This is a genomic window from Shewanella saliphila, assembly GCF_014648295.1.
Taxonomy (GTDB): domain Bacteria; phylum Pseudomonadota; class Gammaproteobacteria; order Enterobacterales; family Shewanellaceae; genus Shewanella; species Shewanella saliphila.
Genome location: NZ_BMQV01000045.1, coordinates 22024 through 35857, shown reverse-complemented (window position 1 = coordinate 35857; position 13834 = coordinate 22024). Strand labels below are relative to the sequence as shown.

Genomic DNA, 13834 nt, shown 5'->3' with positions numbered 1-13834 from the left:
CGTGCATGAGTATATCGCCAAGTGCCTGCAAGGCTTGGCAGAGACCTCATCCGAGGTTGAGTCATTATTGCCGTGGAATATCAAGCAAAGATAAATTGCTAGGTGCCGTTCGCTAGACGTTTACGACGTTTACGTTCGAACGATTACTTTTTCCTTACATAAGGTGCCTGTCCTTGCCTCTGGCATAGGTATGCATATGTGAGATTACCGATGGCTTATTGAGCAATGCACAAAACTGGGAGAAACCGCGCATCGGTTGTGAGCGGCCTGTCATGAGAAAATGTACGGTGATTTCAGTGGTACGATTTGCCACTGAGTATTTACGTTAAGGCGCAATGGGGCAGAACCGTGTCAGCGAAGGCTAGCAGTAACGCCTATGGACAGAAACGCGCTAGATCTTTAACTCTAAAGCTCATGCTTCGCATTATCATTTGTAATGATTATCTTAAGAAAGTGAGTATATGTTCACTAAGAGAAGGATGGATCGCTGTTCATTATCCTAGTTAGGGAGTTTACGTTAGACGTTCTAAATTAACCGCCGTGTGCGGAGCCGCATACAGGGTTCTGCCCGCTTGCTCTCAAACTGCGTTATAGCTTCTTCATAATTTCTAAGGTTTTCGAACCTTTCCACCAAAGGTAAGCAACACCAAAAAATACTGACCAAAGAACTAATTAAGCAACTTGAAGCCCATTAATGATACAAAGAAGCCTTTGAACTTATTTACCAATTTTAATTTTTAATTTTTAATTTTTAATTTTTGAGAAGTGTATTTTTACTTTCACAATTTCATCAAAGATATATTTAAATTTATCAAAATTAATGCTTGATTTACCTGAACGCACAATTTTAGTGGAAAAAACATGTTTTCCGAAGTGTTTAGTATCATCAAAATGGTTCGCTGTTGAAAAAGTTTTTCCATTGATAGTTTTACCGAGAGTTGCAGCATCAAAAAGGTCCTCCATTGCTGAATCTTTTCCTCCAGCATTTAGAGGTGTCAGAATAAGGTACAGATTATGGAACAAGTGAATAAACCCGCTACTTTTTAACGTTGCTATGTCATCGGGACATGATTTAACTTTTTTAGCTAAATGGTTTAATAATTCTTTAGGACCTGTATCATTATCAAGCACTAAGATTACTGGATTTTTCGCTTTCTTGCATTCATAGTATTTTAAATCATCAGCATATCTTTGAACAAATCTTACAAATGGTGTTGCACCATCACCAAGATCGAGTAAATACATAGTTTTACGATTTAAATTAGGGAACTTTAGCTTTGGTGAATACTTTGCTTTAGCTGATTTAGGGTTAACTAACTTAGGGTAAGTAGTTTGAAGGCGACTTAAAGCACTTTTTAAATAAACGTTATCTGTTTTCCCTTCGGTTAATATCGTAGGATATTCATTTGCAAAAAAGTGCTTATATTGCAGAAATCTTCCATAGACAATTTCTCGTGAATTTAGTTTGCCACGAAATTTATTTAGACCGTTGTGTACCTTAGGTTCGAATTTTGGCTCAGGGTGATTCTTATTTTCTAGGTTATTATAAAAGTCGACCGAATCGATAAACGTCAATCGACCTTCTAGCTCTGATAAATGACCATCTCTAAAAGAGCCATTTTGTTCGGCAACTTGAAATTTTCCTGTTTTGAATAGAGAGTGAGCCATAGCTCTAGTTGTACGCCAATATTCTGATTTAACACTGACCTTTTTATTTACAACTAAGCCGGTTGCTTCCTGCCTAGAATCTTTAAATTGTAACCTAGTTTTTTTGGGGTTTACTGCAAACCCTGCACGCCTTATCTCACCTAATACTTTTGAACCTAGTGTTATATTTTTAACGTCTTTAACAATGGCTGTTGGAAAAGCTTTTTTCCTAGTAGAAAAAGTTATGTCATCAGCATATCTTGTATAAGAACACCCATTTCTTTTAGCTAACTTTGACAGTTTAATATCAAGGCTGTTAGTTATGAGGTTAGCAATCACTGGAGAGCAAGGACTGCCTTGAGGTAGAGTGTCTTTGTAGCAAGCTATTTGAGCAATAATAGTTGCTATATGCGGATCTAATTTCCAGTCTCTATTGGCAATAAAATATCCACGAACTCTACCAAAATTGAAGCTTCCAAAAAAATCAGCTAAATCCAAATTCAATACATTTTTTTTGTTACGATGGATACGAGCATTTGTAATTATGGATCTTTTTCGTTCAAAGCCATGTGAAAGAGTGCATTCAATTTTATTATCAAGATGAATAACTGCTTTACAATCCAATAGTAAATCTGACAATTTACGTTGTAGGTCTTTCAACTCATCTGATGGTGCACTGATTGTTCTGACACCACCTGATTTTTTAGTAATATCGAATTGATGATAGTGCGAATTTACGTGTGACTCTACACCAGGTTTATACAAGGTTCTGGTAAGAAAAGCAGCTGAAACGCCCAATATCGATGCTAATTGAGGTTTTGTTTTAGCTTGTTTAAGTAATAAATAGTTTCTTCTATGAATCAAATTACACTCTTCAATCGTTAAAGCAAAAAAGTAGCTCACATGCACTCTTACGCGCCGCTAGCGAGTAATTCAGGAAAGCAATATGGAGCAATCCGAGAAGGCGAGTCACTTGGACAATGTTGTCACAGGTTGCGAAACGCAACCAACAAATCTGCATGTGAGCCAAATTTAATGTACAATAAGAGTTAACTTTTTGAAAGAAAAAACTTTAAAAAGAAAAACATAACCACCCATTTTAATAAAATAACATAACTCGTTCTGATTTCTTTTACGACCGTTCTTTTCTAGGTACTCAATCCATTTATTTGAATCGATATGACTAGCAAAGGTGTAGATAACTGGACGCTTACTTTCTTCAGGGACTCAATTTATAATTAATAGGTTAGTGAACACATTGAGAGGTTAAACCACACGGTAAATCATAATTTCTAAATGTGCTGTATTCGGATACTTTTGGTAGGGCAAATGCATTCCAATAAAATGTGAGTGAAGTATTTACTCTAGCTTGTTTTGGGGCAGAAATGATTTACCGACTAAGTAAATTGTAGCTAAGACGGAGTCAATAAAAAAGCGAACCACTCGGTTCGCTTTTTTGATATCTAGTTATTCACAATCTTAATTGAATTCACAAACTTAATTGTAACGCTCACAATCTTAATTGTAGGTTTATAACTAAGCAGCAATTACTCGTAGTCTGAAAGTGGTACGCAACTACACATGAGGTTGCGATCGCCATAAACATCATCAATACGATTAACCGTTGGCCAAAACTTATTGGCCTTAACTGCTGTTGTTGGGAACACGGCTACTTCGCGGCTGTACGGACGTGAGTCAAACTCGGTGTCCATAATGTCTGCTAGGGTGTGCGGTGCATTGTGCAGTGGGTTGTTGTCTACTGGCCACTCACCTGCTTCTACTTTGGCGATTTCGCCGCGAATCGAAATCATGGCTTCGATGAAGCGGTCTAACTCAACCTTAGACTCTGATTCGGTTGGCTCAATCATCAAGGTGCCCGCAACAGGGAAGCTCATGGTTGGCGCATGGAAACCATAGTCATTTAGACGCTTTGCGATGTCCATTTCAGTCACGCCTGAGGCTTCTTTTAATGGGCGTAAATCGATAATACATTCATGGGCAACACGGTCATTACGGCCAGTAAATAATACTGGGTAATGGGCTGATAGCTTTTTCATGATGTAGTTAGCGTTTAGCAAGGCCGTTTGGGTTGATTGCTTAATGCCTTTAGTGCCTAACAGCTTGATGTACATCCAGCTGATTGGCAGGATGCTAGCACTGCCATACGGTGCAGCAGATACTGCGCCGTTATGGTCGCTTTCGCGTCCTGGTTTAATCACTGTGTGGCCGGCTACAAATGGTGCTAGGTGAGCTTTAACACCAATAGGGCCCATACCAGGTCCGCCGCCGCCATGTGGAATAGCAAAGGTTTTGTGGAGGTTTAAGTGCGATACGTCTGCGCCGATAAAGCCGGGTGATGTTAAGCCAACCTGTGCGTTCATGTTGGCACCGTCTAGGTACACTTGACCGCCATATTGATGGACGATTTCACAGACTTCGCGGATTGATTCTTCATACACACCGTGAGTAGATGGGTACGTGATCATGATGCACGATAAGCTGTCGGCTAACTCTGATGCTTTTGCACGTAAGTCTTCTAAATCAACGTTACCTTGCTTGTCACAGGCGGTGACAACCACTTTCATACCGGCAAGTTGTGCCGATGCTGGGTTGGTACCGTGCGCAGACTGCGGAATTAAGCAAATGTCACGGTGCGCGTCGCCGCGAGATTCGTGGTATTTCTTAATGGCTAACAAGCCTGCGTATTCACCTTGTGCGCCTGAGTTTGGTTGAATACACACGGCATCGTAACCGGTGATTTTAACTAAAAACTCAGACAGCTCATTGATTAACTGCGTGTAACCCTGGGCCTGATCTAACGGGCAGAATGGGTGCATGTTGGCAAATTCTGGCCAGCTGACCGGCAGCATTTCTACGGCGGCGTTAAGCTTCATGGTGCACGAACCTAACGAAATCATAGAGTGGTTTAAGGCTAAATCTTTGTTCTCGAGACGCTTGATGTAACGCATCATCTCGGTTTCGCTCTGGTAGCGATTAAACGTTGGGTGAGTTAACACCGCATCTTGACGCACAAGTGCTTCAGGAATTGACTGACTACCATTCGCTACGATGTCGCTATCGAGTGCGGCAACATCCAGGCCGTGGTCTGCGCCTAAGATTACGTCAAACAATACTGCGATGTCTTTACGGATAGTGGTTTCATCTAGGCTGATGCCCACAATGCCATCGGCATCGATACGTAAGTTAACTTGTGCGGCAATAGCGCGCGCATTAATAGCTGCAACATCAACATCTTTAAGGCTGATGGTGTCAAACCAGGTGTTGTTAACTAGGTTAACGCCTTTAGCTTGTAGGCCTACGGCTAAAATGTCAGTTAAACGGTTAATGCGTGATGCAATGGTTTTTAAGCCATGTGGGCCATGGAACACCGCATAAAAAGACGCCATGTTGGCTAATAAAATCTGCGCGGTACAAATGTTTGAGTTGGCTTTTTCGCGGCGAATATGCTGCTCGCGCGTTTGCATGGCCATACGTAAGGCTTTGTTACCACGGGTGTCTTTAGACACACCAATAATACGACCCGGCATTGAGCGTTTGTGTTCGTCACGGGCAACAAAGAAGGCTGCATGTGGCCCGCCGTATCCCATTGGTACACCAAAACGTTGCGCACTACCAAATACCACGTCTGCGCCCATGGCGCCTGGTGATTTAAGTAGCATTAACGACATGATGTCGGCAGCTACGGTCACAACCACTTTGTTATCGCGTAGTGTGGCAAACAGGTCGGTGTAATCGGTAATTTGGCCGTAACGGTTGGTGTATTGAAATAAGGCACCAAATAATTCGTAATTTACCGCTTCATTGGCTGGGCCAACGACAACTTCAAAGCCAAAGCATTCTGCACGGGTTTTCACTACGTCTAGCGTTTGCGGGAACACATCGTCAGCCACAAAGAAGATGTTGGCTTTTTTAGCTTTAGACACACGCTTAGCGAGCGCCATGGCTTCTGCTGCTGCGGTGGCTTCGTCGAGTAACGACGCTGATGCAAGGTCAAGACCGGTTAGGTCCATCGACACTTGTTGGAAGTTTAAAATCGCTTCAAGACGGCCTTGAGCGATTTCAGGCTGGTATGGCGTGTACGCTGTGTACCAACCTGGGTTTTCAAACACGTTACGCAAAATGACATTTGGCACTTGTACGCCGTAGTAACCCATACCGATATAGCTTTTAAACACAGTGTTTTTGTCTGCTATGTCGCGGATATAAGCGATACCTTCGGCTTCGCCACATGAATCACCAATGGTGAGATCTTGTGGTAGGCGAATTTTACCCGGAACCGTTTGTGCGGTTAAATCGTCTAATGACTCTGCGCCAATGAAGTTCAACATGTCTTGTTGTTGTTCTGCATTTGGGCCGATGTGACGAGTCAGGAAAAGTTCGTGCTGTTCTAGTTGTGTCAGGGTTTGCTTGGTCATGATAAACCTTGTTCCAAATTGACCAGTTAAGGCGGTAGGGCACAGAACTGGAAAAGGGTGAAAACGTGTAATACGTGTCTAACCCGTGAAGGGTTTTATATGCAGCACAATTGCCCTTGGCTTATCGCTGCCAAAGGTGCAATAACGCGGCAATTGCCAGTCTCTTTAGCTAAACGCTAAAGTGACATAGCAAAGAAGCTCCCTAGGGAGCTTCCTGTGGTTGGCGATTATTCTTCGTCAATCACTTCTTGATAACCGTCTGCATCAAGTAATGCATCAACGTCTGACTCATCAGATGGCATTACGCGGAAGAACCAACCGTCGCCGTAAGCGTCGCTGTTCACTAACTCTGGCGAGTCTTCTAATGCTTCGTTAACGGCAATCACGTCACCAGAAATTGGCGCGTAAATGTCTGATGCAGCTTTAACTGACTCAGCTACTGCGCAGTCTTCACCAGCAGTTACTGTGTCGCCTACTTCTGGTAGTTCTACGAATACCATGTCGCCTAGAAGCTCTTGAGCATGCTCAGTGATACCTACGGTGTAGCTACCGTCTGCTTCTTTACGGATCCATTCGTGTGAAGATGCATATTTCAAGTCTGCTGGAATAGTGCTCATTGTTGTTGTTCCTTTATCTGATGTTCTAATTCTTAATCAATTAATTTTTTGGGGTAAACCACAACCCGACTTGAGTGAATGCTATGTTGTTGCTGATGCCCAATACACCCTAACATCCTAGCGCAGCTGTGGTTTACTCACACTTAAAAGGCTTGTTTACCGTTGCGTACAAAGCTGGGTGCAATCACGTTGACCGTGACGCGCTTTTTACGCATTTCAACTTCAGCGGTAGCGCCAATACCATTAGGCACGCGGGCCATAGCGATAGAGTAACCTAACGTTGGCGAAAACGAACCGCTGGTGATCACACCTTGATGTTCTACACCGTCTGCGTCGGTAAAGAACACTGCCATATCATGGCGTAAAACGCCTTTCTCTTCCATGACTAAACCGACTAATTTTTCAGTGCCAGCAGCTTTAATGGCGGTCAGTGCTTCGCGGCCAATAAAGTCACGCTCGCTTGACTCCCATGCGACAGTCCAGCCCATGTTGGCGGCTAATGGATTAATTGACTCATCCATGTCTTGACCGTAAAGGTTCATGCCCGCTTCTAAACGTAAAGTGTCACGTGCACCAAGGCCGCATGGCTTAACGCCTGTGTCTAATAATGCTTGCCATAAAGCTTCTGCTTCGGCTTCTGGAACAATGATTTCGTAGCCTGCTTCGCCGGTGTAACCAGTTGTAGCAATAAATAGATTGCCTGATTGCACACCAAAAAATGGCTTCATGCCGTCTACGGCTGCATTTTGGTCGGCGCTGAACACCTGTGCGGCTTTGGCTTTAGCGTTAGGGCCTTGAACGGCAATCATTGCCAGCTCAGGTCGCTCGGTAACCACAACATCAAACGCAGCGGCTTGTTTGTTGATCCACGCTAAGTCTTTGTCGCGTGTGGCTGAGTTAACCACAACACGGTAATGGGTGTCGGTGAGGTAATAGGTGATAAGGTCGTCGATGATGCCAGCGGTTTCGTCTAGCATGCCACCGTAAAGGGCTTTGCCTGGCACGGTGAGTTTGGCAACATCGTTAGCAAGTAACTTACGTAAAAAGGCACAAGCCTCGCTGCCGGTTACGTCAACGACTGTCATGTGCGATACATCGAACATGCCCGCATCTTGACGCACTGCATGGTGTTCTTCGATTTGAGAGCCGTAATTAATCGGCATTTCCCAACCGTGAAAATCAACCATTTTGGCTTTTGATTCTAAATGCTTGTTAAAAAGTACAGTTTTGCTAGCCATTATTATCCCTTTTTTTGAGGCCTTTCTTATGTAGGTCTTTGATAAAATGCGCTGAAAATTATACTCCGCAGACTTGTTTTGTATACAAAAAAATTTTCTAATCCGAGCGTAATCGCATTAGTTTAGCTAATCCATTGCTGTGATTTTTGTTACACATGCTTTTTACAATAAAATGACTGATTTAACTGTATTGTCTGATATTAAACAAGTTTCTATATTAGCTAAGATGAAATTGGCTCACGACAAAGTTTAGGTAATGTCATTTTATTGCCCATAGCCTGTCTGATGAACACTGTTTTCAGCCCAGCAACATTATCAACTAGGGTTAGACCGATATCGCGAATGGCTTTTTTAAGCGGATTGCTGCCGGCAAACAGTCTTTTAAAACCTTCCATGGTGGCAATCATCTCCATGGCGTCGGCTTTACGCCAACGTTCAAGTGCACGTAAATGGCTATATTCGCCTAAATCTTTACCTTGTTCATGCAGTTCAGTAAAGGTGTCGACAATGCTGGCGGCGTCTAAAAAGCCAAGGTTTACGCCCTGACCGGCTAATGGATGAATAGTATGGGCAGCATCACCTGCTAGCACCAAACGATGGCGAGCAAAATGACGCGCATAGCGCATACGCAGTGGGAATGATTGCCGCTCGCTCTCAACGCTACACACTCCTAATCGGCCATCTAAGGCAGCGGTTAAGGCTTTGCCAAATTCAACATCATCTAAGGCTTGTAGGTGTTCGGCTTGCTCGGGCGACACCGACCATACGATGGAACATAAGTTATCTTCGTACAGTGGCAGCATGGCTAATGGGCCGCCGGGTAAAAAAGCTTGTCTGGCGGTAGCATCGTGAGCGAGTTCGGTGCGCACGGTTGCCACTATGGCATGGTGGCCGTAGTCCCAAAATGTTAATGGAATACTGCATTGTTGGCGCACCCACGAATTGGCACCGTCTGCAGCAACCACAACCGCAGCGCTGACGTTGTCACCATTAGCGAGTGTGAGCCATGCTTCGCGATCACCAAAGGCCACACGCTCAAGGCGCTGTTCTTCTATGTGGGTAAGGTTAGTGATTTCGCTGGCGCGTTTGGCAAGGGCATGACTAATAGCATCGTTTTCAATAATCGAGCCTAGGTAGGTTTCGCTAATGCTGTGGGCATCAAATTCAATTTTGCCTAGGCCGTCTTTGTCCCACACTGACATTTTTTGATATGGGCTAATGCGGCTGTCGTCGAGGTATTGCCATGCACCAAGGTTTTCCAGCAGTTGCTGACTGGCTTTGTTAATGGCGCTAACGCGTAATTTAGGTTCGCCACTGACGGCCTGGGTTGTACCCGCATCTATTACCACGACATTCAAATCGGCATTGGCTAAACCGATAGCCGTTGCGAGCCCGACCATACCACCGCCGACGATGGCTACATCATATGTTTTGGTTGAAAACATGGTCAATCCTTACCTTAAAATGAGTTAACGCCAGCCCATGGCGGTTTGTGCTACAGGGCGTTTTAACGGCGGTAGCCAAGACAATAAACGCAGGCCAATATTGCGCCCAGCCACTAATGGCCAATATTGATTGGAAAAGCCACGGACTAAAAATTCGATGTTACGTAAAGTGCTGTCGCGATCTTGTTGGCGTGCGGCCAAATACTGATGCACGATATCGCTGCTGCCAAGATCGACTTCACCATGAGTTTGAGCAATAGCCTGTTCTATGACATCTAACAAGCCCACCACATCACGCAGGCCTAAGTTAAAGCCTTGCCCTGCAATAGGGTGCAAGGTTTGTGCGGCATTACCGGCAAACACACAACGGTGATATATCGGCCTTGGCATGTACGACAAGGTAAGCGGATAACTGACACGCTGGCCAACATCAACAAAGCGCCCAGCTCTGTGGCCAAAGGCAAGTTGTAATGCGGCTAAAAATTCGCTTTTATCGGCATTTTTTAAGTCATCCGCTTGCGCAGGCGGCAATGCCCACACTAACGAATAGCGCGATTGTCCTTTGGCAGTTAATTGCGCTGAGGACTGTTTTAATTGAGTTGAGGGGTCTTTTAATTGCGCTGAGGGCTCTTTGGCTTGCATCGCTGATGTTGCCATGTTTTGCATAGGCAATAAGGCAAGCGGGCCGGTTTGGGTAAAGCGCTCATAGGCCCAATGTTGATGCGGTTGATTGGTGGTGACATTGGCAACGATGGCCGTTTGCTGAAAATCAACTTGTTCAGTTGTTTGGCCTAAATACTGGCGCACCACTGAGTGCGCACCGTCTGCGGCCACCAGCAATTTGCAATGTAATTGGCTGCCGTCATCTAACGACAATACATGCCCATCTTGTTGAGCCTGTATATCGGTGACTTTAGCGGGGCAATATACTTGTACAGACGATTTAGCCAGTTCATCAAGCAGCACGCTACCGACTTTAGCCAGCTCAACCACCTGCCCTAGCGCATCTAAGCCTAATGGCTGGGCGTTAAGCTCGGTCATACCAAAGTGGCCGCGATCAGACACATGGATATTTTCAATTGGCGTGCCTAAATGTTTGAGCTTTGGCCAAATACCTAAACGGCTTAACTCAAAAATAGAGCCATGAGCAATGGCAATGGAGCGAGCGTCGAACCCTGGGTGTTTATTGTCAGCAACATGAGCTTCAATTAAGGCAATACGAAGCGGACGAGCCAAAGTGGCAGATAACTGAGCCAGCCCTAGGGCGAGCGTTGCTCCCGCCATCGCACCACCGACAATAGCAATGTCGACGGCTTGAGCTTGAGTTGAATTGTGTGCTGTGGTCATTTGCTGCGCCGCGGCTAATACCGATAAAAATTAATGAATAGTTGATGATTTGTCGGTGTCATTTAATGGCATGTCTAGGCCAAACTCTGAGTAACATAAAATGGCCGACATTCTGACAAACTCTTGCAGTTCAATATAAGCCGCTTCTGACTCATCATCATCACCAACATCAAACTCAACCTGGGCGATTTCAGCTAAGTCTTTAATCACTTCACGCACGTCCGGTGATGCTTTAGCCAGTTCTGGCTGAATAATGGCAATGCCAGTTAAAAAGCTTTGAGTCCACAGTGCTAACGCTTCAACGCGTTGGCTAAGCGAGACCTCTTCCTCTGGCAGTAATAAAGTAAAGCCAAATTCAAAATCAGCCAAACGGGCTACGGTGTCTTGATAAAGCTCAGTAATTAAATGCTGTAAATTATGTTCTAAGGCTTGGCCGTCATTCATTAGCTCAACCAATGGTTTTAGCCACGCCATATGGTCTTGTTTTACGCCACCACAAATTAGCCCAACAAGTGCACCGTGCACTTCTACGGGGTGCTGGCCAATTTCGGCCGCATCTAAGGCTTGTTTAAGTTTTTCGATACATAACGAAGGTGGGGTTGCCATGGTTTTTTCCTAATAGCGCGATATCAGTCTCAATGCTAGCAGAGTTACTATAATGCTCCAAATACTAGCGCAGGTTGTGCTCAAATTTGTGAATAGTAATACCAATCTGCATGAGTGATTGCAGGCGATTTGTTCACTCAATCAGCAAATAGTTAAAAACCGTTGCCCTTGCCTTGCGCTTTTAAATTCAGCCCTATATAGTTCGCGAACTGACTAAGGGATCTGAGGCGACATTATGAGTAACAGTGCTGTTGAAATTACCCTTTTGGGACGCACCTACTCTATCGCATGTCCAAAAGGACGAGAAGATGCCCTACGGACTGTGGCCAGAGAAGTTGAAAGTCAACTGACCACCTTAAAGTCGCGTACTAACAATTTAAGCCGTGAAGAATTAGCCATTATGGCTGCACTGAACATTGGCAATGAATTGTTTGAAGAAAAACAAAAAAATAAGCAATATATGGCGCAAATGGATGAGCGTATTTCGTTATTACAAGCAACATTAGAAACATCGTTGGTTGAACGAAGCCGCAAGGATGACTAAACTAAGAATTCAGAGCTAAGTTAAACATGACTTAATTCTACCCTGTTTTGCTCCCTGGGATATGCGCGAGTTGGCTATGTCCCTGTGCCGATACTTACAAACCCAGGGTGAATGCTTTTGTTGACATTGTGCATGCTCGGCTCGTACCGAGAAGCCTTAGGAAATGAACATTTACCCGCCTTGAACCTACGGTTCAAGGGCTACGCCGGCAGCGGTATTTTGGGGAGCATCCTAATTTTTTGTACCACTCTTTTGCGCTGATTAAGCAACACCTCCTGGCGCTAATCACTCTGTAACCCGTTAATGAATGGGTTATTCAAATACTCCTATTGGTATGACTTTCAAATAGACAACACAGATTACCTTCACAATTTAACGTGTCAAACTAATTACTTAGTCTTACAAGGTTGTTTTAACGCAGTTGTTAATGTATAAAACATTAAATATTAATAACTTGTAAACATGAACTATGATAAGTCGTGGCGTTATCATTAAGGTTTACTGCACCATTATTGTTGTTCTACTGTTCACTTTAACCGGTTGTAAATCCACTCCTACCCCAGTTAAACCCATTAATACTACGCCTGCTGAGCTATCCCATTTCCCTACGGATGCACTCACTCAGGGCGCAAATATTATTGATACTCAATTGAGTTTAGCTGACCGAAATTTATATCTGGCTAACAGCGGCAATATAAAAATGTTGTCTACTGCTCAATGCCCGTTAGAAATATCAGCCCACCGCGGCGATTTTCGCCAACCTGAGAGCAGCGCCAATGCCATCGCGTCTGCATTAAACGACAACTTTAACAGTGTTGAAATTGACGTGATGCTGCTTAAAGACGGCACCTGGGTTAATCATCACGATAGCCAAACAGGCCGTGCCACCGTGTATTACACCGGCGAACGTTTCAAGCTAAACCGCATGAGCTTTAAAGAGTTCTCTAACCTTAAGCTGCGAGACAAGCACAGTAACAATTTACTCAATCAACGCCCTATTACCGCTGTTGAAGCCTTTAAAACCTTTGCCGCATATCGCCATAACAATCAACAACTCAATGTAGAGATTAAATCCGACACCAACGGTCAAAAGTTAGTTGAGCTTGATAATATGTTGCGAAGATACATTGGCTTAGGTGGGTTTTATTATTCTTCAACCAATCAAGAAACGCTTTATAAACTGCGAGGCATTAACCCGTCGGTGTATTTAGGGTTTATTCAGGGTGGCCACCCTACCAGTGTTGAAAAATTAGCCGCCGATTTACGTAAAGGCGTCAAAAACGACGCTTACTATTTAGATAACCAAAATAACCTCGAGCTAGCCGGTCGCTATGGCACTAAACGTTATCGCTCTCGCTACAAAGACTACACCTCAAAATCATCACTGTCGGCATTGCACAGAAAGCTCGGAAGTAATTCAGGGATCCACTTGGATATACGCAGTTTTATGCAGCACTCAAACGTTAAACATGACGCTCATCAACTGGGAATGAAAGTTTATACCTACTCCCTAAATGGCAGCGAATATCATCAATCTCAGTTAGTTAAATTATCCCCATCAACGTTGCCAGATGGGGCGATTGTCGATGCAACGCCTTACAACATTTGCCAGCGATTATTTAATGCCGCAATACCGGCTAAGCAATACCAGGCAATAAGCCCTGTGGGTCGTTACATTACATCTTTACCGCAAGATGCCGACTTTGACCGTTTTGACGAAATGCGCGGCTATCAACACGAAGGTTACTACTTGTCGCTAAACGCAGGCCTTAAGGCCATCAATAGCGCGCCAGTTGCCCCTGTGGCTAACAATATACCGACGCCATTGTTAGAGCATGGATTTCCGACGATTACCGATGAAAAGATTGATAACGACACCGGCGAAACAATTATTTTGAAGTTGCCGACACGTTCGCAGTAATACATAACCTGAGCTCAGGTTACATAAAAATTA

At 44.1% G+C, this 13834-nt stretch carries 9 protein-coding genes and 1 other RNA gene; 3 read left to right on the top strand and 7 right to left on the bottom strand.

The genetic code is table 11. The features are described from left to right. Positions 1-744: 744 nt before the first annotated feature. From IEY48_RS17015 to IEY48_RS16985, 7 genes are all read right to left on the bottom strand, one after another. Complete coding sequence (locus IEY48_RS17015; protein WP_229786549.1) at positions 745-2550, bottom strand: retron Ec67 family RNA-directed DNA polymerase/endonuclease; 1806 nt, start codon at positions 2548-2550, stop codon at positions 745-747. 644 nt (positions 2551-3194) lie between these two features. Further along, positions 3195-6083, bottom strand: coding sequence for an aminomethyl-transferring glycine dehydrogenase (gcvP, locus tag IEY48_RS17010; RefSeq protein ID WP_188922484.1), 2889 nt, complete (start codon positions 6081-6083; stop codon positions 3195-3197). 227 nt (positions 6084-6310) lie between these two features. Then, a complete protein-coding gene (gene gcvH, locus IEY48_RS17005) occupies positions 6311-6700 on the bottom strand; it encodes a glycine cleavage system protein GcvH (RefSeq protein WP_188922482.1) in 390 nt (129 codons plus the stop codon). 143 nt (positions 6701-6843) lie between these two features. Beyond that, entirely contained in the window at positions 6844-7938 is a 1095-nt protein-coding gene (gene gcvT / locus IEY48_RS17000; RefSeq protein WP_188922480.1) for a glycine cleavage system aminomethyltransferase GcvT, read from the bottom strand. Positions 7939-8159: 221 nt separating this feature from the next. After that, the gene (locus IEY48_RS16995; RefSeq protein ID WP_188922478.1) at positions 8160-9383 is read right to left on the bottom strand and encodes an FAD-dependent oxidoreductase; all 1224 of its coding nucleotides are present in this window, start codon (positions 9381-9383) and stop codon (positions 8160-8162) included. A 24-nt stretch (positions 9384-9407) separates the two neighbouring features. After that, on the bottom strand, positions 9408-10730 hold the full coding sequence (locus tag IEY48_RS16990; protein ID WP_188922476.1) for a UbiH/UbiF/VisC/COQ6 family ubiquinone biosynthesis hydroxylase: 1323 nt from the start codon (positions 10728-10730) through the stop codon (positions 9408-9410). Between the two features lie 30 nt (positions 10731-10760). Then, complete coding sequence (locus IEY48_RS16985) at positions 10761-11336, bottom strand: UPF0149 family protein (RefSeq protein ID WP_188922474.1); 576 nt, start codon at positions 11334-11336, stop codon at positions 10761-10763. A gap of 235 nt (positions 11337-11571) precedes the next feature. On the opposite strand from IEY48_RS16985, the gene IEY48_RS16980 reads away from it, so the two are divergent. The 3 genes from IEY48_RS16980 (at position 11572) to IEY48_RS16970 (ending at position 13801) form a co-directional block, all read left to right on the top strand. Further along, positions 11572-11880 (top strand): cell division protein ZapA, encoded by a 309-nt coding sequence (locus tag IEY48_RS16980; RefSeq protein ID WP_188922472.1) that lies wholly within the window; start codon positions 11572-11574, stop codon positions 11878-11880. Between the two features lie 48 nt (positions 11881-11928). After that, positions 11929-12110: non-coding RNA, 6S RNA (ssrS, locus tag IEY48_RS16975), on the top strand. A gap of 239 nt (positions 12111-12349) precedes the next feature. Continuing rightward, complete coding sequence (locus IEY48_RS16970; RefSeq protein ID WP_188922470.1) at positions 12350-13801, top strand: glycerophosphodiester phosphodiesterase; 1452 nt, start codon at positions 12350-12352, stop codon at positions 13799-13801. Positions 13802-13834 lie beyond the last annotated feature (33 nt).